Source organism: Hyunsoonleella aestuarii (genome assembly GCF_006148925.1).
GTDB classification, from domain to species: domain Bacteria; phylum Bacteroidota; class Bacteroidia; order Flavobacteriales; family Flavobacteriaceae; genus Algibacter_D; species Algibacter_D aestuarii.
On sequence record NZ_VAWB01000002.1, the window covers coordinates 183769 to 203882 of the forward strand.

General features: G+C 32.3%; 22 protein-coding genes. 10 read left to right on the forward strand and 12 right to left on the reverse strand.

Features of this window, described 5'->3' with window-relative positions:
- Positions 1 to 31 precede the first annotated feature (31 nt).
- Genes FEF17_RS10535 through FEF17_RS10555 form a run of 5 tightly spaced genes read right to left on the reverse strand, consistent with a single transcriptional unit; the run spans position 32 to position 4963 of the window.
- Positions 32 to 1105 carry an AAA family ATPase gene (locus FEF17_RS10535; protein ID WP_139002360.1) on the reverse strand — a complete coding sequence of 358 codons (1074 nt, stop codon included), beginning with the start codon at positions 1103 to 1105 and terminating at the stop codon, positions 32 to 34.
- A 2-nt stretch (positions 1106 to 1107) separates the two neighbouring features.
- Positions 1108 to 2304, reverse strand: a complete 1197-nt coding sequence (locus tag FEF17_RS10540) for a DUF4350 domain-containing protein (RefSeq protein WP_139002361.1) — start codon at positions 2302 to 2304, stop codon at positions 1108 to 1110.
- Positions 2301 to 3065 (reverse strand): DUF4129 domain-containing protein, encoded by a 765-nt coding sequence (locus tag FEF17_RS10545; RefSeq protein WP_139002362.1) that lies wholly within the window; start codon positions 3063 to 3065, stop codon positions 2301 to 2303. The genes FEF17_RS10540 and FEF17_RS10545 overlap by 4 nt, the downstream gene beginning before the upstream one ends.
- Positions 3058 to 3999 (reverse strand): hypothetical protein, encoded by a 942-nt coding sequence (locus FEF17_RS10550; RefSeq protein ID WP_139002363.1) that lies wholly within the window; start codon positions 3997 to 3999, stop codon positions 3058 to 3060. The genes FEF17_RS10545 and FEF17_RS10550 overlap by 8 nt, the downstream gene beginning before the upstream one ends.
- Positions 3986 to 4963, reverse strand: coding sequence for a stage II sporulation protein M (locus FEF17_RS10555; protein ID WP_139002364.1), 978 nt, complete (start codon positions 4961 to 4963; stop codon positions 3986 to 3988). The genes FEF17_RS10550 and FEF17_RS10555 overlap by 14 nt, the downstream gene beginning before the upstream one ends.
- Before the next feature lie 114 nt (positions 4964 to 5077).
- Here FEF17_RS10555 and FEF17_RS10560 point away from each other — a divergent pair, with 114 nt between their 5' ends.
- Together FEF17_RS10560 and FEF17_RS10565 are read left to right on the forward strand one after the other, a co-directional pair.
- Positions 5078 to 5824 carry an RDD family protein gene (locus tag FEF17_RS10560; protein ID WP_139002365.1) on the forward strand — a complete coding sequence of 249 codons (747 nt, stop codon included), beginning with the start codon at positions 5078 to 5080 and terminating at the stop codon, positions 5822 to 5824.
- A 78-nt stretch (positions 5825 to 5902) separates the two neighbouring features.
- Complete coding sequence (locus FEF17_RS10565; RefSeq protein ID WP_139002366.1) at positions 5903 to 6502, forward strand: trimeric intracellular cation channel family protein; 600 nt, start codon at positions 5903 to 5905, stop codon at positions 6500 to 6502.
- Positions 6503 to 6516: 14 nt separating this feature from the next.
- Here the strand turns inward: FEF17_RS10565 and FEF17_RS10570 are convergent, their stop codons facing one another.
- Positions 6517 to 7227, reverse strand: a complete 711-nt coding sequence (locus FEF17_RS10570) for a peptidylprolyl isomerase (RefSeq protein WP_139002367.1) — start codon at positions 7225 to 7227, stop codon at positions 6517 to 6519.
- 2 nt (positions 7228 to 7229) lie between these two features.
- Between FEF17_RS10570 and FEF17_RS10575 the strand changes: the two genes are divergently transcribed.
- The 4 genes from FEF17_RS10575 to FEF17_RS10590 all read left to right on the forward strand — a co-directional run bounded on the left by FEF17_RS10575 (position 7230) and on the right by FEF17_RS10590 (position 11678).
- Positions 7230 to 7871 (forward strand): NUDIX hydrolase, encoded by a 642-nt coding sequence (locus FEF17_RS10575; protein ID WP_139002368.1) that lies wholly within the window; start codon positions 7230 to 7232, stop codon positions 7869 to 7871.
- Between the two features lie 52 nt (positions 7872 to 7923).
- The gene (locus tag FEF17_RS10580) at positions 7924 to 8721 is read left to right on the forward strand and encodes a lysophospholipid acyltransferase family protein (RefSeq protein ID WP_139002369.1); all 798 of its coding nucleotides are present in this window, start codon (positions 7924 to 7926) and stop codon (positions 8719 to 8721) included.
- 79 nt (positions 8722 to 8800) lie between these two features.
- On the forward strand, positions 8801 to 11092 hold the full coding sequence (locus FEF17_RS10585; RefSeq protein ID WP_139002370.1) for a DNA topoisomerase 3: 2292 nt from the start codon (positions 8801 to 8803) through the stop codon (positions 11090 to 11092).
- The gene (locus tag FEF17_RS10590; protein WP_139002371.1) at positions 11079 to 11678 is read left to right on the forward strand and encodes a pseudouridine synthase; all 600 of its coding nucleotides are present in this window, start codon (positions 11079 to 11081) and stop codon (positions 11676 to 11678) included. The genes FEF17_RS10585 and FEF17_RS10590 overlap by 14 nt, the downstream gene beginning before the upstream one ends.
- On the opposite strand, the gene FEF17_RS10595 is transcribed toward FEF17_RS10590, so the two are convergent.
- The 3 genes from FEF17_RS10595 to FEF17_RS10605 all read right to left on the reverse strand — a co-directional run bounded on the left by FEF17_RS10595 (position 11667) and on the right by FEF17_RS10605 (position 14632).
- Positions 11667 to 12302, reverse strand: coding sequence for a DUF8845 family protein (locus tag FEF17_RS10595; RefSeq protein WP_139002372.1), 636 nt, complete (start codon positions 12300 to 12302; stop codon positions 11667 to 11669). The two genes, FEF17_RS10590 and FEF17_RS10595, sit on opposite strands and share 12 nt — an antisense overlap.
- A gap of 4 nt (positions 12303 to 12306) precedes the next feature.
- Positions 12307 to 12801 carry an RNA polymerase sigma factor gene (locus FEF17_RS10600; protein ID WP_139002373.1) on the reverse strand — a complete coding sequence of 165 codons (495 nt, stop codon included), beginning with the start codon at positions 12799 to 12801 and terminating at the stop codon, positions 12307 to 12309.
- Between the two features lie 358 nt (positions 12802 to 13159).
- Entirely contained in the window at positions 13160 to 14632 is a 1473-nt protein-coding gene (locus tag FEF17_RS10605; RefSeq protein WP_139002374.1) for a carboxypeptidase-like regulatory domain-containing protein, read from the reverse strand.
- A 96-nt stretch (positions 14633 to 14728) separates the two neighbouring features.
- Between FEF17_RS10605 and ychF the strand changes: the two genes are divergently transcribed.
- Positions 14729 to 15823, forward strand: coding sequence for a redox-regulated ATPase YchF (gene ychF / locus FEF17_RS10610; protein WP_139002375.1), 1095 nt, complete (start codon positions 14729 to 14731; stop codon positions 15821 to 15823).
- Between the two features lie 23 nt (positions 15824 to 15846).
- On the opposite strand, the gene FEF17_RS10615 is transcribed toward ychF, so the two are convergent.
- Genes FEF17_RS10615 through rlmD form a run of 3 tightly spaced genes read right to left on the reverse strand, consistent with a single transcriptional unit; the run spans position 15847 to position 18510 of the window.
- Positions 15847 to 16581: a DUF6048 family protein gene (locus FEF17_RS10615; protein WP_139002376.1), complete on the reverse strand. Its 735-nt coding sequence runs from the start codon at positions 16579 to 16581 to the stop codon at positions 15847 to 15849.
- Complete coding sequence (locus tag FEF17_RS10620) at positions 16547 to 17086, reverse strand: DUF6452 family protein (RefSeq protein ID WP_139002377.1); 540 nt, start codon at positions 17084 to 17086, stop codon at positions 16547 to 16549. Before FEF17_RS10620 ends, FEF17_RS10615 begins: the two co-directional genes overlap by 35 nt.
- An 8-nt stretch (positions 17087 to 17094) precedes the next feature.
- Entirely contained in the window at positions 17095 to 18510 is a 1416-nt protein-coding gene (gene rlmD / locus FEF17_RS10625; RefSeq protein ID WP_139002378.1) for a 23S rRNA (uracil(1939)-C(5))-methyltransferase RlmD, read from the reverse strand.
- 110 nt (positions 18511 to 18620) lie between these two features.
- On the opposite strand from rlmD, the gene FEF17_RS10630 reads away from it, so the two are divergent.
- The 3 genes from FEF17_RS10630 to FEF17_RS10640 are packed head-to-tail and all read left to right on the forward strand — an operon-like array spanning position 18621 to position 20022.
- Positions 18621 to 19100: a hypothetical protein gene (locus FEF17_RS10630; protein WP_139002379.1), complete on the forward strand. Its 480-nt coding sequence runs from the start codon at positions 18621 to 18623 to the stop codon at positions 19098 to 19100.
- Complete coding sequence (locus FEF17_RS10635) at positions 19101 to 19649, forward strand: RNA polymerase sigma factor (RefSeq protein WP_246046838.1); 549 nt, start codon at positions 19101 to 19103, stop codon at positions 19647 to 19649.
- A complete protein-coding gene (locus tag FEF17_RS10640; protein ID WP_139002380.1) occupies positions 19639 to 20022 on the forward strand; it encodes a DUF6768 family protein in 384 nt (127 codons plus the stop codon). The genes FEF17_RS10635 and FEF17_RS10640 overlap by 11 nt, the downstream gene beginning before the upstream one ends.
- Positions 20023 to 20114: the final 92 nt, after the last annotated feature.

Genomic DNA, 20114 nt, shown 5'->3' on the forward strand with positions numbered 1-20114 from the left:
CCGTTTAGTATGACATAAGTTCCATTAGTCATTATCTTGGTATTTCAACTGCTTCAATAATTTGTTTAATAATTTGTTTTGTGGTAACGCCTTCCATTTCGCGTTCTGGAGTCACAATAACACGATGTTGTAATACAGGAATTGCGGCTTGTTTAATGTCTTCTGGAGTCACAAAGTCACGACCATTCATAGCGGCAAAAGCTTTACTTGCTTTTAAAATAGCAATCGAAGCTCTTGGTGATGCACCGAGATATAAAAATGGATTACTCCTTGTATTTACGATAATATCTGCAATGTACTTTACTAAATGCGATTCTATGATTATTTGATTAACTAATTCTTGAAATTTGGAAATTTCAGTTTTGCTAAGATGAGCAGTAATCTTATCTGTTTTCTTAGAGCCTTTCAGATCTTGTTCTCGATTAATAATTTCAATTTCTTCAATAAGATTTGGATAGTCTATATCTATCTTAAACAGAAATCGATCTAACTGAGCTTCTGGGAGTCTATAAGTACCTTCTTGCTCTATTGGATTTTGAGTTGCTAATACTATAAAAGGTAAATTCATTTCATATTTGTGTCCATCGATGGTAATTTGACGCTCTTCCATCACCTCAAATAAGGCTGCTTGAGTTTTAGCTGGTGCACGGTTTATTTCATCTATTAAAACCATATTCGAGAAAATTGGGCCTTTTTTGAATTCGAATTCAGATGATTTCATATCAAACACAGACGTTCCTAAAATGTCGCTAGGCATTAAGTCTGGTGTAAATTGTATCCGACTAAATTCAATATCCAAAGACTTAGCAAGTAGTTTAGCTGAAATTGTTTTAGCTACTCCTGGAACACCTTCTATTAATGAATGTCCATTTGAAAGAATAGATGCAATTAGCATATCAACCATTGCTTTTTGACCAACAATGACCTTGCTTATTTCGTTCTTTATTAAGTTAATCCCTTCTTCCAGTTCACTTAAGTCAACGCGGTTTTTAAAGTCTAAGTTTTCTTCTTTAGAAGGTTCATTACCTGTCAAAGTATTTTCAAAATCTTGCTGTTCCTTATTAGGTTTTAAATTAGTTTCGTGGTCCTTGTTTAATTCCTCCATATTTATTTGGTGTAAAAATCTTCAATAGTTCTATTTAATCGCAGCAAATCACTTTCATAACATTCGCGTTTTGCTTTTAATTGTCTAATAATGGTAATTAATTTTTTTATTTCTGGTTGTTTCTTGCCAGATTTCAAACTTAAGTTTTTTATAAATTTATCATCTAAAGTTTGGGTATCTAAATAATAAACACGCCTTAAATATTCTAAAAAGTAAGTGATCTTTTTATCAATAATAGTATTATGGTCTTTAGTTTCATAATATAGATTACCAATTGTTTTAGTAAAAGCAATGGTTGTATTTTCTAATGGTTTAATAACTTTAATAATACGTTGTTTACGTTTTGCATTAAAAATCATAAAACATACTAAGCTTATTAAGGCGATGTACCATGCCCATCGCAATGCAGGCTCACCGAGTATAAAACGTAAAGGAGAGTGTCCTAAATCTGCTCCAATTTTATTTCTAGAATCGAAATGTATTATGTCATCACTAATGTATGATAGCGATGCCGCAGCATAATCTTTATGATTTTCCTTTAGCAAATGATAATTTGTAAAGGTAATTGGTTGAAGATGTAAATAGAAATTGCCAAAACCATGATTAACTTTTACAAAATTGATATGATTAATGGAATCGAATTTTTGATAACCTAAAACTGTCGTTGATGTAGAGTCTAGTTTTGAGAAATAATAATTACTTAGACCTTTTTCAATGGTTATAGAGTCTCTCTTTAAATTTGGGTTAGCATAACTAAATTGAGCTTTACCTTTAAAATTATAGTCGTAATTCACTTCTATAGCTAATGAGTCTAATATTTTTTGAGGTGGATAATTAGAAGAAATAAACACAGTATTACCATGTGAGGTAAAATCTAGCAATTCCTGAGCTGAAACCTCGTCTAGATCTGCATGTTCATTTATGAGCATATAAGTTCCGGATGTTATATAAGTACTATCTTTCCAGTTGTAGAATTCATCAAAGTATTCAAATGGTGTTACTCTAATATTATTAATTTCGGTATCTGGTAATAGTTTGTTTATTTCGTTAAGTAAGATAAAAGTACCATACGGTATTTTGTGATTTTCATTGTAGGTACGTCTCCAATTTATGGGTTTAGGTTTCGAAAATTCGATCGCTAAAATTCCAACAAAAAGAACAACAAGTATACCTACATATATTTTTACCGTTTTACTCATACCTTTATTGAATTTAAAAAATTAATAAAAGCTTGTTTAGCTCTACTGAATTGAGCCTCGTTCACATTAAATTCGCCATACCAAATGTAGTTGTATAAATAGGAAGTATAAGCAAATTCATTTTTTATGCTTTCTGAGGTAATTTCGCTATGATAATCGCTATTCGTTTTTTCGACATCATATTCAATGATCTCTGATTCAGTAAGTGATTTTAAAAGCCATAAATAGTAATACCGAACAGCTAAACGGAAATCTTTTTGCTTTTCAGCAAAGGCTATAAGAGATTTAAAGTTGGAAGTGCGAATGTTATTTTCAACATCGGTAACTGGTATGATATTTTTATCTGATGATTTTCCAAAAACCCAAGAACCTTCATCATTCATAACAGCTTTGAAGATAAAATAAACAACGAGTAAAAATATAATTACTCCAGCAATTTTTATGGCAATATCAGTTAGATCTAAAGCTTGACCTTTATTTTTAATACTAAATAAATCTCTAAAAAAATCACTTAACCATTGTTTAAATCGTGTCCACCATCCCGAACTTTCCACAGACCGTTCGTAAATGTAGTCTTCACCAGTATATTTGTCGTCTAAATTTTCAAATCGTAGCGGTTTAATATAACTCGTATCAATTTGTAAACTATCTTGTTCTATAAAAGTAGTATTCGCATGAATTACTGGGATATCAGCATTAAAGGCATTGCAGTAAAACCCGAATAGGAGTAGGACTATATGTATACGAAGTATTCTATTCACCAGATCCTATTTGATCTATTATGCTTTTTGTATTTATGTTTTCGTTATCTTCTTTAAGGCTATAAAAAATAATACCTTGATTAAGTTGAACAATACTTCCTAAAATGGCACTGACAATAAAAGTCAAAAAGAAAACTAAAAGCATAATCATGGTCATTGTACTTCCCAATTCTTCTTGACTAGGCCCACCACTATCAATAGTGGTAAACAAACTTGCCATTCCAAATAAATAAGGAACTAAACTAATAACGTTTTGTATAATATAACTTATTAAATAAAATAGACCAACGCAACCAACTGCTGACCAAAACTTCGATTTTAAAAGTTGCCATGCATACCCAAAACTACCCCAAATGTCTTTTTTGTTTTCTAAATACTCCATAAGAGTCATGCTATAAAAAAGCATAAATGCACCAATTAGCAGTGGAATGGTTAAAATCCCAATAATTGTGATAATGAGTGCAAATGCCCCAATAACAAAACCAATAAATAATGGAATTGCAATAAGAATACTGCACAGTATATATATTACGAGCTTGCCTAAATTAGATTTATAGGCATTTATAAGGTGTGAGGTGTCAAATCGACTTCCTTCATGGTTTGAATAAAGTTTTAGATAAATAGCTGGATAAGCATAAGACACCATGCCAGCTATAAGAGCAACTACAATAAAAACCAAAGACATTAACACGAAAAGGCCTAAGTTTTCATTAATATAGTCGTCAACAAGGGTTGTACTTTTGCCTTCTAATAAACCGCCGAAAATAAAATCGGTATAAAATTTAGTAAAGAAATAACCTAAAACCACAAGTATTAAAAGAAAAGCACCATTTATAATAAAGTAATGCTTGAAAAAGTGTTTACCCTCTTGTTTAAGAAATGTAAATGTGTCTTGAAAAAATTCACTAAACCCTCTCGATTTATATAATTGCATGTTTTTGTATAAGTTTTCTGTTTAAAATAAATGGATATATTAAATAATAAAAAGAGATAATACTAAGTGTAAATAGAATAATGCCTACCGCTAACCAGTTAGGCATCGTATTAGAATATCTTGTAACAAAACCCTCTAAAAAACCAGCTGCAATAGTGAACGGAAAGGTGCTTATTAAAATTTTGACACCATCTTTCATTCCAGTTTTAAACGAAGTTATGCGAGAGTATGTTTTAGGGAATAAAATACTTGCACCAAGAATTAAGCCGGCAGCGCTTTCAATTACTATTGCAAATATTTCCATGGCACCATGTATCCAAATACCCCGAACACTTTCCCATAGCACACCTTCACGATGAAAAAAGTACTGAAAAGAGCCAAGCATGATGCCATTATAAAGCATAACAAGTCCAGTTCCTAAACCTCCAAACACGCCATAGATGAAAGATTTTATCCCGACGTAAAGATTGTTTAAGGTAATACCGATAAAACTTCCCCAATTACTACCACTTTTGTATACAGCTACGGGGTCGCCTTTTTCTATGTTTTCAAGTGTCATGTTTACATATTGATCGCTAAGTATTATTCGAACAAACGTGTCATCGTATGCTGCTGAAATAGCTCCGATAGATACAAAAGTTAAAAAGAGTATAAAGGCATAAAGAAGATAGCGTCTGTAATGATAAATGATCAATGGTACTTCAACTTTCCAAAAATGCACAAACCTATTTGAATCTTCTCGTTTAGTCTTATAAATCTTCTGAAATGCTCTAGCCGCTAAATTGTTTAGATATAGTATGCTTTTACTTTTTGGGTAGTAGGTTTGGGCGTATGAGAGATCGTTAACTAAATGAATATATAGAGAAGCTAATTCATCGGGGTTTTTTAAAGTTTTTCCGAAAATCGCCTTCTCAAAATTAAGCCATTTCTCTTTGTTTTGTTTAATAAAAGCAACTTCTCTCATGCAGATTCAAAACTAAACAAAAATTTTATTCAATAATAGAATTCAATGCTGAAAAGTAGTTTAAGTTATACAATATTTTACCTTAGATTTGCTAATAGGATTATAAATTAATTCATGGTCGAGTTACAGATTAATACAACCCAAAACGTAAACATAAATTTTAATGCGGCTAGCGTAGGCGAAAGGATATTGGCTTATGGAATAGATTGGATTATCAAGATTGCTTACATTATTGTAGTCTATCAATTAGTTTTTAATTTATTTAAAATTGATGATCTTATTTCAGGAATGGATAGTTGGTCGCAAGCAGCTGTTTATGTTACATTTTATTTGCCAGTTATTGTTTATTCCTTACTTTTTGAATCACTTCTTGATGGGCAAACTCCAGGCAAGCGAATTTTAAAGATTAAAGTAGTAAAGATTGATGGTTACCAAGCGTCATTGGCAGATTTTGTCATTAGATGGATTTTTAGAATTGTAGATTTGAACATAATGTCTGGTGTTGTTGCTTTAATAGCTATTATAACCAGTTCAAAAAATCAAAGACTGGGAGACATGACTGCAGGAACATCAGTAATTACATTAAAGAATAATGTAAATATTAGTCATACTATTTTAGAAAACTTACATAGCGATTACGAACCATCTTACCCTAATGTCATTAAATTGACTGATAATGATGCGCGCATTATAAAAGATACTTTTACAACGGCAAAAGCATCCAAGGATTACCAGACTTTAATTAAATTAAGAAAAAAAATTATTGAAGTGGTTGATATTAAGGAAATAAAACAAAAAACAGATATAGAATTTATTGATGCAATTTTAAAGGATTATAATTTTTATACCCAAAACATGTAAGGAGATGGCAGATTTTATTTACAAAATAATTTGAATTGCTTAGTTCGCTATAAATCCTGCTCTTATTTATTTTAAATTATGTTTTTCACAATCGACATTTTAGGAACTATTGCTTTTGCAATCTCTGGTGTTTTGGTGGCCATTAATAAAAAGATGGATTTATTCGGTATTCTAATAATTGCATTTGTTACGGCAGTTGGAGGGGGAACGCTACGTGATTTACTTATTGGAGATACACCGGTTAACTGGATGAAGGATATGACATTTTCTTATGTTATTATGGCATCTGCTATTTTTGCAATGATTTTTAGAAGTAAAATAAACTATTTAAGAACCTCCCTGTTTCTATTTGATACTATTGGAATTGGTTTATATACTGTGATTGGAATCGATAAGGGCTTAAATGCTGGGTTGCATCCTATTATTTGCATCGCTTTAGGGACCATGACTGCTAGTTTTGGTGGTGTACTTCGCGATATTCTTTGTAATGAAATTCCTGTTATATTTAGAAAAGAGATATACGCCACAGCCTGTATTTTAGGAGGAATAACTTATTTTATGATTAGGATGTTGCCCATTCAAGATAACTGGGTTTTTATTATCGCGGGGTCAGTGGTAATAGCGATTCGCCTTTTGGCGGTTAAATTTAAAATTGCACTGCCTACAATTTATAAGTAATAGGAATTTTTACCTTACTCGATAATTTCTATGGTTCTAATAAAAATGTTTTTAAGTGGCCAATCTGCTTCATCAGTATCTACAGCAGCAATTCTGTCTACGACGTCCATGCCTTTAATAACTTTTCCAAATATGGTATAATCGCCATCTAAAAAGTGAGCGCCTCCTTTATGTTGCACGATAAAAAATTCAAAAGGAGAGGCGAGTTTATGAGGATTGTCTATTTCACCGCTTGGCATTGAAATTACACCTCTATCGTGTTTAAAGCCTCTTTTAGTATCGGTTGGTAACAAATAACGACCAATATAAGCACGTTTTCTGGCTGTTTTTTTATCATCACTATTTCCTGCTTGGACCATAAAATTATTGATAACTCTGTAAAATTGAGTGTCGTTAAAATAATTTTGTTTAGTTAGGAAAATAAAATTGGCTCTATGGAATTTTGTTTCATTAAAAAGTAATATGTCAATAACTCCAAAATCGGTTGTCATGCGAACTTTATTTTCTTTATTCTCTTTTTCATAATGTAAGAAGAACTCCATGGCATTTTTCGAATCCAGTTTAGGATATTTACGCTTTGGTTCTTCATTTTCAGAGGTTTTAGTTTCTGGTTTTTTTGTTTCTGTTTCAGTGGAGGTATTTAGAGAATTATTCTTTTTCTTAGATTGTTTATCTTCACAATTTAGTAGTAAAAAAAATATACTTAAAAGAAATAGTAGACGCATAAATGAATTTTGACGAATTTTTAAAATCGATAGCAAAAGTAAAAAATATACCGCTTAATGGAGAAACTTCTCATTTTAAAATGGTTCCACCTTTTAGGCAAGCACTCTTAAAGAGGCAAAAAGAAGCTATTAAAAAGGCTAAAAGTGCAGGTGTTTTGGCGTTATTTTATCCAAAACAGAATAATGAGACACATTTTGTATTGATTTTAAGAAAAACCTATGAAGGGGTTCATTCGGGACAAGTTGGATTTCCAGGAGGAAAAATTGAATTAGGGGATAAAACTATAGAGGATGCTGCTATAAGAGAGACTTTTGAAGAAGTGGGTGTGTCTAAAAGAAAGATGGAGGTTCTTTTAAAATTATCTCAAGTGTACATTCCACCTAGTAATTTTTATGTGCAGCCTTTTTTTGGAATTTGTAAAGAAACTCCGGATTTTATTGTTCAAGAGGATGAAGTAGAAGCGATTATTGAGGTGTCTCTTAAAGAATTATTAGATGATGACTCTATTATATCAAAACGAGTTAAAACATCTTATAGTGTTGAGGTTGAGGTGCCTGCATATAGATTAAAGCGGCATGTGGTGTGGGGTGCCACTGCTATGATGCTCAGTGAAATTAAAGACCTATTAAAAGCAGTAATCTAATTTAATAGATTTATTACATTTGTTTTAACTAACCAACATTGAAGTGTGATTTATGGGATTGTTTAAGAAAAATCCATTTGGGCATATATTAATCGTTAAAAAATGGCTTATCCGTATTTTAGGAGCTATGACGCATAGGCGATTCCGCGGGTTTAATGAACTTCATATCGAAGGGTCTGAAATTATTAAAACCTTACCAGATACAAATGTCTTGTTTATTTCTAACCATCAAACTTATTTTGCCGATGTCGTTGCTATGTTTCATGTTTTCAACGCTAGTTTAAGTGGTCGTGTAGACTCTATTAAAAATGTTGGATATCTCTGGAATCCTAAGTTAAATATATATTACGTAGCTGCTAAAGAAACTATGAAAGCTGGTTTATTACCTAAAATCTTAGCGTATGTTGGTTCAATAAGTATAGAAAGAACTTGGAGATCTGAGGGGAAAGATGTGAATAGGCAAGTGCGTATGAGCGATATTTCAAATATAGGTAAAGCACTTGACGATGGCTGGGTAATTACCTTTCCGCAAGGCACAACCACACCATTTAAACCGATTAGAAAAGGTACAGCTCATATAATAAAACGTTATAAGCCAATTGTTGTGCCTATTGTTATTGATGGTTTTAGGCGCTCATTTGATAAAAAAGGGTTAAGAATAAAAAAGAAAAACATCCTTCAATCATTTGAAATTAAAGAGCCATTGCAAATTGATTATGACAACGAGTCTACAGATGAAATAGTTAAACATATAGAATTTGCTATTGAACAACATCCTTCATTCCTAAAAGTGATTCCTCAAAAAGAATTAGAGGAGCTAGAGCAATTAAACAAGAAACGTGAGTGGTAATTAGTTAATAACTCTTAACAACTCACTTTTTTAAGTGTTTTCAAAATTTCTATTTTGCATTTATATTTTAAACATATAAATGAAAGTCTGTATTGCCGAAAAACCTAGTGTTGCTAGAGAAATTGCTTCTATTTTAGGGGCCAACACTAAACGTGATGGTTACTATGAAGGGAATGGTTATGTTGTAACTTATACGTTTGGACATTTATGTACTTTAAAAGAACCTGTTGATTATAAACCATATTGGAAAAGTTGGGATTTAAATAACTTACCGATGCTTCCAGAAAAGTTTGAGACCAAGGTGGTTTCTAATTCTGGAATTCAAAAACAATTTAAAATTGTAAATGAATTATTTGAAAAGGCCGAAGTTGTAATAAACTGTGGCGATGCCGGACAAGAAGGAGAGCTTATACAGCGTTGGGTAATTAATGAAGCAAAATATAAAGGACCTGTGCAGCGCCTTTGGATATCGTCTCTAACTACCGAAGCCATAAAAGAAGGCTTTCAAAATTTAAAACCATCAACCAATTATGATAATCTTTATTATGCTGCGTTTTCTCGAGCGATAGGGGATTGGTTGTTAGGTATAAATGCTACAAGATTGTATACGGTTAAGCATGGAGGTTACAAACAAGTATTGTCTGTAGGTCGGGTGCAAACACCAACTTTGGCTATGGTTGTAGAACGCTTTAAAACAATTGAAAACTTTAAACCGCAGCCCTATTGGGAGTTACAAACTTTGTATCGAAATATATTATTTAGTTATGAAGATGGGAGATTTCTAAAGAAAGAAGATGGAGAGACCTTAGCAAATAATGTTAAAGAAAGCGAATTTGAAATTGAATCTATTACAAAGAAAAAAGGAAAAGAGTATGCTCCTAAGTTGTTTGATTTAACGGGTTTGCAAGTATATTGTAATACAAAATTTGGGTTTTCGGCGGATGAAACTTTAAAAATAGCGCAAGCGTTATACGAAAGAAAAATGGTTACTTACCCAAGAGTTGATACTACATTTTTGCCAAATGATATATATTCTAAAGTCTATGGTATTCTTAAAAAGTTAACTAATTATTCTGGGGTAACAAAACCGTTGTTACTTGGAAAGAAAATAAAAAAATCGTCAAAAGTTTTTAATGATAAAAAGGTAACAGATCATCATGCTATAATGCCTACAGGAATAGAGACGAGTTTGCCTTCCAGTCAGCAGCAAGTCTATGATATTATTGTAAAGCGCTTCATAGCGGTGTTCTATGACGACAGTGTTGTAGCTAATACAACTGTAATTGGTAAAGCAGGAAATGTGTTATTCAAGGCTATAGGAAAGGAAATTTTGGATAAAGGCTGGCGTATTGTTTTTGAAAACTCAAGTAAATCAGATAAAGAATCTGGTGTTTTGCCCACCTTTGAAAAAGGGGAGAAAGGACCTCATAAGCCTTCGTTTCTAGAAAAGAAAACAAAACCACCAAATCAATTTACAGAAGCCTCTTTGTTACGAGCTATGGAAACTGCAGGCAAACAAGTTGATGATGATGAACTGCGCGACTTAATGAAAGAGAATGGAATTGGAAGGCCTTCAACGCGTGCTAATATCATTGAAACCCTATTCAAACGTAAATATATAAAGCGAAATAAAAAGCAAGTTTTACCAACGGACACTGGGATCCAGTTGATCGATACTATTCAAAATGATTTCCTAAAGTCTGCAGAACTTACGGGTTCATGGGAGAAGCAGTTAAAAGATATCGAAAAAGGAGATTATAGTGCAGGAGCTTTCATAAAGAATATGAAACGCATGGTTGATGCCTTGGTTTATGAGGTGCGAAGTGAAAAGAAGCGAGCGAATATTTCGTATACTGAAAGTATACAAAACAAAAAATCTATTGTTAAAAAGACTTTCAATGGGGTTGTTTCTAGACCTTGCCCAAAGTGTAATACGGGAAAGCTTTTAAAAGGAAAAACAGCTTATGGATGTAGTGCCTTTAAAAAGACCTGCGATTTTATTTTGCCTTTTAAGTTTATGAACAAAAAAATATCTGACAACCAGTTTGTAAGACTACTAGATAAGGGTTCTACAGTCAATTTAAAGGGGTTTAAAACAGGTTCTGAAGCTATTGAAGGTGTACTGTGTTTGGATAGTGGTTTTAAGCTTAAAATCCAACCTAAATCGGCAGAGGGGAAACCGAATTCTAAAAACTTGATATGCCCAAAATGCAAGAAAGGCATAGTTTTAAAAGGGAAATCTGCTTATGGTTGTAGTGATTATAAATCAGGCTGCGATTTTAAAGTTGACTTCGATTCAATCCGAAATAAAATAAATGGAAAAAAGCCAACGAAAGAATTGGTTTACAGAATTTTAAATGAGTCTACTTAAATCAAATAATCATCGTAATTTTGTCGTTTATAAACCTTATGGGTATTTAAGTCAGTTTATTAGTAATGCCTCAAAACAGCGAAACAAGAAATTTTTAGGAGAGTTATATGATTTTCCTGAAGGTGTAATGTCTATAGGTCGCCTGGATGAAAAATCTGAAGGGTTATTGCTGTTAACAACAGATGGAAAAATCAGTGACTATGTTAATAGTCAAAAAGTTGAAAAGGAATATTATGCTCAAGTTGATGGTTTAATATCAGATAAAGCAATAATAGACCTATCCAATGGTGTTTACGTTGGTTTAGAAGGTAAAAATTACAAGACAAAACCTTGTGATGTGTTTAAGTTAGAGTCGTCTCCAGAATTACCAAAACGTTCAAAAAAAATAAGAGATGAAAGGCATGGTCCAACCTCTTGGATTTCAATTACCTTAAAAGAAGGTAAATTTAGGCAAGTTCGAAAAATGACTTCGGTAGTAGGATTTCCAACACTTCGGTTAGTTAGAGTTAGGGTAGGGGGCATAGCTTTAAATGTCTTGCAACCCGGGGATGTTGTTGAGATGGAAAACTTTATTCTAGACTTCTAGTTTTTTTAGTTCGGCGTAATTTCTGTTTAGGCGTTTAAGTAATAATCCATAGATAAGTTTATAAAACAACCAAATAATTAAAATAAAAACAATGGTTACAACAGTTATCAAACCATAAACTAATATCAGTTGGTTGTCATTTAATGACGCAAAGACTTCGTGTGCTTTAGGGTCTTTAGTGAAGGCGAAATAAAAACCTATTAGTAGAGAAAGCCCTGCTACAACTAAATTGTATAGCACATAGTATTTAATAATTTTCCTAGTCCTTAAAATGCTTTCCATTAATTTGCGAGCATTATCTGTAACTGAAATGGAGCGTTGGGACTTAAATAATAAATAAATAAATAATAAAATAACTGCATAACTAAAAACAGTTACTATAGTAAATAGGTAATCGTTTGTGTAAATTACATCTAGCTTGTTCCTGTATTCTTCTGAATATAAATAAGGGATTGTGTTGACTAAAATCCATAGAATTAGTTCGGCAATACTTATATAAAATAATGTTTTGACAATTGAAGACGATTTTTTATGAAGCATGGGATATATATCCTTGCTAGACAATGTTTTGTCTTGATTTTGTTGCTTGTTCCAGTCTTTTTTTAATAAATCTAATTCATCCATAATTTTACGGATTTAAAATGGTTCTTAGTTTAGTTTTAATTCGGTTCATCTTTACTCGCGCATTTACCTCACTAATACCCATAGTTTCACTGATTTCTCTATAGTCTTTGTCTTCCAAATAAAGAAAGACTAGGGCTTTTTCAATATCGTTTAATTTATGAACTGCCTTGTAAAGTAGTTTTAGCTGTTGTTCTTCGGTGTCGTCATAATCTTCCGCTTTCATCTTGAAAGAAACACCTTCAAAATCCTGAGTAGTAATAGAGCGCTTAGATTTTCTGTAGAGCGTAATAGCTGTATTTAATCCTACGCGGTACATCCAAGTACTAAATTTGGAGTCTCCTCTAAATTTTGGGTAAGCCTTCCAAAGTTGAATAGTTATTTCCTGAAATAAATCATTATGTGCATCATAATTATTGGTGTACAATCTGCACACCTTGTGTATAATGTTTTGATGTTTTTCCAGTAACTCAACAAAGCTATGTTCTAGTTCTTTATTCAATGGGATGGTTTAGTTATAGAGTAAGTAGTTGTTTCTTTTAAAATGTTACAAATAATTGTTTAGAATGTTTAAAAATATAAAATTGTTCTTAGTAATGGTGTTTGAAGTGTACTATTTTAGCCTTCATATATATTTTATAATATATTTAAACTAATAGTTTATTAAAATGAATATAATTGTATGATTTAAAATGATTTAAATGACAACTATAAATAAAATCTATATAGTGTTTTTGGGTCAAATAGGACTCATTTATTATCAATGTTTAGTTTAAAAAAAATCAAAGGTGATAAAATTTTATACAATTACAAATCTTACATTATTTTGATTTATTAGAGGTGAAAGTTTATGATTATTATTAATTAGTTGTCTTAAATTCTTTCATTTCTTTTAAAGGCTCCAAGGTTTCTTCGTTTTCCCAAAGTGTTTTTTCATACCTGTTAAGCACTTTAATTGGTATTTCTTTTTCTTGCGAAATTTTTGAGAAGTTACTTAAGTCAATATCGTTGTTTGTCGTGATTAATAATTCTTCTTTATTTTGAAAGTCCCCTTCCAGTTTAAAATCAAAATTTATTTTATATCGATTTGGACTATTTTCAATGAATTTTAAACCACGGCTCACAAAGAAATAACTACCGGTAATAAGTTTTATATACTTAGGATGGTAAAGGTTGCTGCTATCTTTTTGGTAAATAATAGTGCCCTCACTTGTGTTTTCAATATACTTAACGCCTAAAAGCAGCTTTAAGTTAAACTTTTCACCATGACGATTTTTGTAGTAGTTATAATCTACTCTAGTAATAGCATAATTATCATCAGAAATATAGAGTGTTCCCGTATGTTTAGATTTACCTTTTCTAGGCGTAAATTCTATGATGTAGTTAAGCTCATTATTGTTGTAACCTATATTTTTAAAGGCATATTCGTATAAATCACCATTTAAAAATTTGCTTAAGAAAGCGCTTTTGTAGAACTGTGAGCGCTTCCATAAGGATCTGGTATGATTGTTTAAATGAGAAAGCTTATGAATATTTTCTTCATCATTTTTAAAATCATCACTTTTTAACGAGAGTGAATCCTCAATTTTAAAAATTCCAGTTTTTAATTTATATGTTTTAGTAGTGTCTAAATAGGTAAGTACAATATCTTGGGCCTTTTCTTGAATATTGTCTATTGAAAAGTCATTCTTATAGTCTAATAATTTTGTGGCTTTATCAACATGAATCTTTGAACTATCCTTATCAAGAACATATAAAGCCCCTTTAAAATCGGAAAAAGAAACTATGTTGCTTTCAATTATCTGTTTCCCCATATTGGCTAAACTTCTGTTTGCGTCTTCAATTTTCGATTTCTTGACATGCTTAGCCTTTTCTATTTCGAAATCTAAACTTTTAAAATCAACGTAGTCTGTGTTTCTGCTGAATATGTTGTATCTGTTAAGATTTGGTTTGTAGTTAACTTTTAAATTAGACTTAGCCTTGGCAATAATTGAATCTGCATTAGGAGTTTTATTACTAATATAAACTTCGTTAAGCTGATTTATAGCTTCAGTTAAGGGAATAACATTACTAAGTTGTTTTATTTCTGAAATACTTAAAACTTTGTTTTGATAGCCCATACAAGAAATAGTGATGGGCTTTTTAATATCATCGCCATTAATGGTGAAATATCCTTCGTCATTAGAAATAACTCCAGAATATGCCCCTGTTTTTATGGTTGCAAATTGAATAGGTTCCTTCGTCGTATTATCAATAATTCTTGCTGTGATATTTTGAGAAAAAACAAAGACATTACTTAGTGCTAAAGCAATTATAAAGAGTATTCTTTTCATTTGTGATGGTTTACATAAATCCAACGATTAAGACTTAAAAATGTTACAAGTAATAATCTATGAAATGATTACATTTGCAGTCGAAATTTTTTATTTATGAAAGCAGGCATTGTAGGATTACCAAATGTAGGTAAGTCGACTTTATTTAATTGTTTATCGAATGCGAAAGCACAAAGCGCGAATTTTCCATTTTGTACTATCGAACCCAATATAGGTGTTGTAAATGTTCCAGATCCACGCTTGGAAAAGTTGGAATCTTTGGTAAATCCAGAACGCGTGGTTCCAGCGACTGTTGAGATTGTTGACATTGCTGGATTGGTTAAAGGAGCAAGCAAAGGAGAAGGTCTTGGTAATCAATTTTTAGCAAACATTCGTGAAACTGATGCTATTGTCCATGTTTTAAGATGTTTTGATAATGATAATATTGTCCATGTCGATGGTAATGTAAATCCTATTCGTGATAAGGAAACAATTGATATGGAGTTGCAATTAAAAGATTTAGAAACAGTTGAAAAAAAGCTTGATAAGGTTAAGCGTGCTGCTAAAACAGGAAATAAAGAGGCTCAAAAAGAAGAAGCTGTTTTATTAAAGATTAAAGAGAACATTGAGTCTGGAACTTCCGTGCGTGCTATTGAGTTTAGTGAGGATGATTATAATGACTTTGTAAAACCATCTCAGTTTATTACCGATAAACCAGTTATGTATGTTTGTAATGTAGACGAAGGATCTGCAGTAAGTGGAAACGCTTATGTAGATGAAGTAAAAGAAGCGGTTAAGAATGAAAATGCTGAAGTTTTAGTATTAGCGGTTGGTACTGAAGCAGATATTAATGAATTGGATGATTACGAAGAACGTCAGATGTTCTTGCAAGATATAGGTTTAGATGAACCAGGTTCTGCTAAATTAATTCGTTCGGCGTATAAATTACTTAATCAACAAACCTATTTTACAGCGGGCGTGAAGGAGGTAAGAGCTTGGACTATTGATATAGGTGCTACCGGTCCACAAGCGGCTGGAGTTATTCATACAGATTTTGAAAAAGGCTTTATTCGTGCCGAAGTAATTGCATATAACGACTACGTAACTTATGGCAGTGAGTCAAAAGTGAAAGAAGCTGGTAAAATGCGCGTTGAGGGTAAAAATTACATTGTTAAAGATGGTGATGTGATGCACTTCTTATTCAATGTGTAAAATTTTGTTTCTTAAAACTTAATTTACTCTTTGTCTTTTTTATAAAGAGGAATTCTGTAAGAGATGGTATATCCATAGCCCACGCCAATGCCACTGCTATCGAAAGTTTTACCAAAACCAGGAATATAAATATTTTCAAATTCTGATGGTTCAGTCTCACTAGCTAAACCTTTCAATTGAACATTAAGACCTAAATAAAGATTATTGAAGAGTTCTGCCTTTAGACCAATTATTAATTCTACCCAAAAAGCAGTAAGGTCACTAAATTTTGTTCCATCGTTGGAAGTGAATTGAGGTGCCCAATATTGGTCGGTGCTATAAACTTGAAAGCTATTTCTAGTATGACTAAAGGTGCTTGCACCAATTCGGAAACCAGTAAAAATCATATTATCCATATCGAGCCAATTTTGATATAGATTGTAGTCTATACCCCCTTTAAGGTAAGTCCCGTTGGTTGTAATGTCCAAGTAGTCGGTAGTCGTCGTCTTTTCTTCTATGCCAAGTTCACCTGCAATATATAATCGGTTTTTTAAACGATAATCTGCGATAACCTCAAAACCACTGTATTCATCATCTACTACAGTACGAATCAGTTTTCCTACATCACCTCCAAATCGCAAACCATATTTTAACTTGATTTTCGTTGAGTCTTCAGCTACATTAGGGATGCTATCATTTTGTGCATTTACAGACACACTAAACAGCAAGAATAGCGCAATGCAGCTAGTGAAATATATTAAAGTGTGTCGTGGTCTCATCTTCTACAGATTGGTTGTCGTTAATAGATTCTCTTGATAATATCCAGTTATCCGAATCAGTCTGGATTGTAATCGAAACATTTTTAAATATTGTTTTATAGCCACAAGCTCTTGACACATATACTTCTTCAGTCGTATATGTAATCGAAATAATATCTTCATTACCCTCGGCAAAGTCATCACTTGTGTCGTCTGGGGTTCCGTTATCATTTATAGCATAATCGATATGTAGGCTATATTGAGTTTCGTTTGCATCAGTTCTTAATGGTAAGGTAATTGTGTTTGCAGAAGACGCTACATTAAAACCTGGAAGCGTATTCTCATTTCCAATACCTTGAACTCTTAAATCGAAAACGTTTTTTTGTGTGTCTTGATCCGTGATGTCAAAAAAGTCAATAATTAAGCGGGGTGTTGTAGGCGTGCTTTCGGGGCAAATATCGTCGCGCTCACAACTGTAGTTTCCAATTATAAATAAAAGAGCAATTAGTAGGTTTATTTTCTTCATTAATTAATTTACCTTTTTTCCAAAAGTACAACATTTTCTACATGAAAAGTCTGCGGAAACATATCGACTGCTTGTGTTTTAATTACTTTGTATTGGGCATCCATTAAAGCTAAATCTCTTGCTTGTGTAGCGCTATTGCAGCTTACGTAAACAACTTTTTTTGGCGCAATGTTTAATATTTGCTGAACAACATCTTTGTGCATGCCATCACGTGGTGGATCTGTAATAATGACGTCAGGGGTTCCGTTGCTTTCAATAAATGATGCGTTGAATACATTTTTCATGTCGCCAACAAAGAATTCAACGTTATTTATATTGTTTAATTGTGCATTCTCTTTAGCTGCTTTAATGGCGTCCGGAACAGATTCTACACCAATTACTTTACTGGCTTGTTTAGCAACAAATTGTGCAATAGTTCCAGTACCTGTATATAAATCATAAACTAATTCATTACCCGTTAAGCCGGCAAAATTTCGAGTGATTTTATACAGTTCGAATGCCTGATCTGAGTTTGTTTGATAAAAAGACTTTGCATTTATTTTAAATTTCAGACCCTCCATTTCTTCAAAAATATGATCTTTACCTCTGTAGCAAATCACGTCTTGGTCGTAAATGGTATCATTCGCTTTCCCGTTTATTACATATTGAAGCGATGTTATTTGTGGAAAGGTTTCGGCTATAAAATCAAGTAAAAGTGTGCGTTTAATTTGGTCTTCTTTAAAAAATTGCACTAATACCATTATTTCTCCAGTACTTGATGTTCTAATCATCATAGTGCGCAATAAACCAGTTTGATTGCGTGTATTGAAAAATTCCAACTTATTTTCAATAGCAAACTTTTTAACTGCATTCCTTATCGCATTAGATGGGTCGGCTTGTAAATGACATTGTTTTACATCTAAAATTTTATCCCACATGCCTGGGATATGAAAACCTAAGGCATTTTTGTCACCTAAATCTTTATCAGATTGTATTTCTTCAAATGTCAGCCATCTGCTATCACTAAAGGAAAATTCCATTTTATTTCGGTAGAAATATTGCTTTTTCGATCCTAATATAGGGGTGACTTCGGGTAATTCTATATGTCCGATTCTAGTTAAATTATTGGTAACTTCTTTTTGCTTGTAATACAATTGATGCTCGTAAGCCATATTTTGCCATTTACAACCTCCGCAAGTACCAAAATGTTCGCAAACTGGCTCAGTTCTTTTATTCGAAAGTTTATGAAACACAGTAGCCTTACCTTCGTAATAAGCTTTACGCTTTTTAAAAGTTTGAATATCAATTACATCACCAGGTACAGCATTTGGTAAAAAAATAACCTTACCGTCTGGTGCTTTCGCAATAGTCTTTCCTTTTGCTGCAGCATCAATAACTTCAATATTTTCAAAAACTTGCTTTCGTGCTTTTTTTCTTCTAGACATCGTGCAAAAATAATAATCACATTAAATATAAGCTCCTTTATTTCTATTAACTTTAAAGGATTTTCAACCTAAAATGAACCTTTTATGGTTTTTAACGTCTTTATTGTAGAATGCAAGTTGTAAACATACACAGACGTATTATCAAACAACCCAAAGTTGAAGTTGTTAGCTTATTGAAAACACTAGCAAGCCAAAATGATAAGGTGTGGCCAAATAAGAAATGGCCTCCGATACAATTTAAAGGAGGGTTAAAAGTAGGTGCTAGAGGAGGGCATGGGATAATCCGTTATAAAGTTGAACATTGTGATTTTGAAAATCTAATAGGCTTTAAATTTTATAAGCCCAAAGGATTTAATGGTATACACAAAATTGAAATAGAGCCGATTGATGCGTTTTCAACTGAAATTAAACACAGTATCCTAATGACAACAGAGGGTTTGGCAACACTAAAATGGATTTTTGTAATAAGATGGCTTCATGATGCTTTAATTGAAAACGCTTTCGATAATATAGAAAATAATTTTTCAGATGTTAAGGCATATACAAAATGGAATCTTTGGGTGCGCCTTTGGCGATATATTTTAAAATAAGTGAAGGGAAAACAATCAGATAGCGATTTAGTTTTAATGTTCCAATCTGGAGACAAAAACGCTTTAAACCAATTGGTAAAGCGATGGCATAAAACGTTTTGCGAAAAAGCCTATTGGGTGGTTAAAGACCCTGATGTTGCCAAGGATATAGCTCAAGATACTTGGACTCTGATTATTGGTAAGATAAACCATTTAAATAAGCCATCAAGTTTTAAAAGTTGGGCTTTACGGATAGTTTACACAAAATCATTGGATTGGATTAATGCAAACAAAAAACTAAATAACAATCTTGAAAACTATAAGTGTAAAGATGTTGATTCAAGTGAAGTGCAAAACTCGAACGATTTAATTAAACTGAAATTGTTAGAGGCCATAAAATTATTGCCAGAGAACCAACAAACGGTTATTCGTCTGTTCTACTCACAAGAATATTCCTTAAAAGAAATAAGTAAGATTTTAAATATTTCTGTAGGAACCGCAAAATCAAGATTATTTCATGCTCGAGAAAAATTAAAACAAATTTTAAAAAACATAAATTATGAAAACTAAGAAAGAAGACATCGATCAATTAATTAAAGAAACTTTAACGGAGGAAGAGGCTAAATTTTATGATGATTTAGACGAACAAAATGTTTTCCAAATGGTCTGGGGATTATTTGAAGGGAAAAATAAATGGATTATGTATCTAATGAATCTTATGACCTTAGTATTCTTTGGGCTTTTTATTTATTGTTTAGTGCAATTTTTTAATACCGAAGTTACTTTTGATATGATTAAGTGGGCAACTGGGAGTGTAATTTTTTTATTGGGTGTTAGTATGCTTAAAGTTTTTGCTTGGATGCAAATGGATAAAAACGCAATAATTAGAGAAATTAAGAGATTAGAACTTCAAGTCTTGTCGCTTTCGGGTAAAGTGTCTTAGTGCGCTGTTTTTGGTAGGCGAATAAAATTTATTAAATTGCAGCCCTATCCAGGGATGATTTCTCTCCCACGCTGCTTTTTCGGATTCTTCGA

What these genes read in the sequence shown, in the direction of transcription:
- FEF17_RS10535 (WP_139002360.1), bottom strand. Translation starts at nt 1,105, where the DNA reads ATGGAGGAATTAAACAAGGACCACGAAACTAATTTAAAACCTAATAAG.
- FEF17_RS10540 (WP_139002361.1), bottom strand. Translation starts at nt 2,304, where the DNA reads ATGAGTAAAACGGTAAAAATATATGTAGGTATACTTGTTGTTCTTTTT.
- FEF17_RS10550 (WP_139002363.1), bottom strand. Translation starts at nt 3,999, where the DNA reads ATGCAATTATATAAATCGAGAGGGTTTAGTGAATTTTTTCAAGACACA.
- FEF17_RS10555 (WP_139002364.1), bottom strand. Translation starts at nt 4,963, where the DNA reads ATGAGAGAAGTTGCTTTTATTAAACAAAACAAAGAGAAATGGCTTAAT.
- FEF17_RS10560 (WP_139002365.1), top strand. Translation starts at nt 5,078, where the DNA reads ATGGTCGAGTTACAGATTAATACAACCCAAAACGTAAACATAAATTTT.
- FEF17_RS10565 (WP_139002366.1), top strand. Translation starts at nt 5,903, where the DNA reads ATGTTTTTCACAATCGACATTTTAGGAACTATTGCTTTTGCAATCTCT.
- FEF17_RS10570 (WP_139002367.1), bottom strand. Translation starts at nt 7,227, where the DNA reads ATGCGTCTACTATTTCTTTTAAGTATATTTTTTTTACTACTAAATTGT.
- FEF17_RS10575 (WP_139002368.1), top strand. Translation starts at nt 7,230, where the DNA reads ATGAATTTTGACGAATTTTTAAAATCGATAGCAAAAGTAAAAAATATA.
- FEF17_RS10580 (WP_139002369.1), top strand. Translation starts at nt 7,924, where the DNA reads ATGGGATTGTTTAAGAAAAATCCATTTGGGCATATATTAATCGTTAAA.
- FEF17_RS10585 (WP_139002370.1), top strand. Translation starts at nt 8,801, where the DNA reads ATGAAAGTCTGTATTGCCGAAAAACCTAGTGTTGCTAGAGAAATTGCT.
- FEF17_RS10590 (WP_139002371.1), top strand. Translation starts at nt 11,079, where the DNA reads ATGAGTCTACTTAAATCAAATAATCATCGTAATTTTGTCGTTTATAAA.
- FEF17_RS10595 (WP_139002372.1), bottom strand. Translation starts at nt 12,302, where the DNA reads ATGGATGAATTAGATTTATTAAAAAAAGACTGGAACAAGCAACAAAAT.
- FEF17_RS10605 (WP_139002374.1), bottom strand. Translation starts at nt 14,632, where the DNA reads ATGAAAAGAATACTCTTTATAATTGCTTTAGCACTAAGTAATGTCTTT.
- ychF (WP_139002375.1), top strand. Translation starts at nt 14,729, where the DNA reads ATGAAAGCAGGCATTGTAGGATTACCAAATGTAGGTAAGTCGACTTTA.
- FEF17_RS10615 (WP_139002376.1), bottom strand. Translation starts at nt 16,581, where the DNA reads ATGAGACCACGACACACTTTAATATATTTCACTAGCTGCATTGCGCTA.
- FEF17_RS10620 (WP_139002377.1), bottom strand. Translation starts at nt 17,086, where the DNA reads ATGAAGAAAATAAACCTACTAATTGCTCTTTTATTTATAATTGGAAAC.
- rlmD (WP_139002378.1), bottom strand. Translation starts at nt 18,510, where the DNA reads ATGTCTAGAAGAAAAAAAGCACGAAAGCAAGTTTTTGAAAATATTGAA.
- FEF17_RS10630 (WP_139002379.1), top strand. Translation starts at nt 18,621, where the DNA reads ATGCAAGTTGTAAACATACACAGACGTATTATCAAACAACCCAAAGTT.
- FEF17_RS10640 (WP_139002380.1), top strand. Translation starts at nt 19,639, where the DNA reads ATGAAAACTAAGAAAGAAGACATCGATCAATTAATTAAAGAAACTTTA.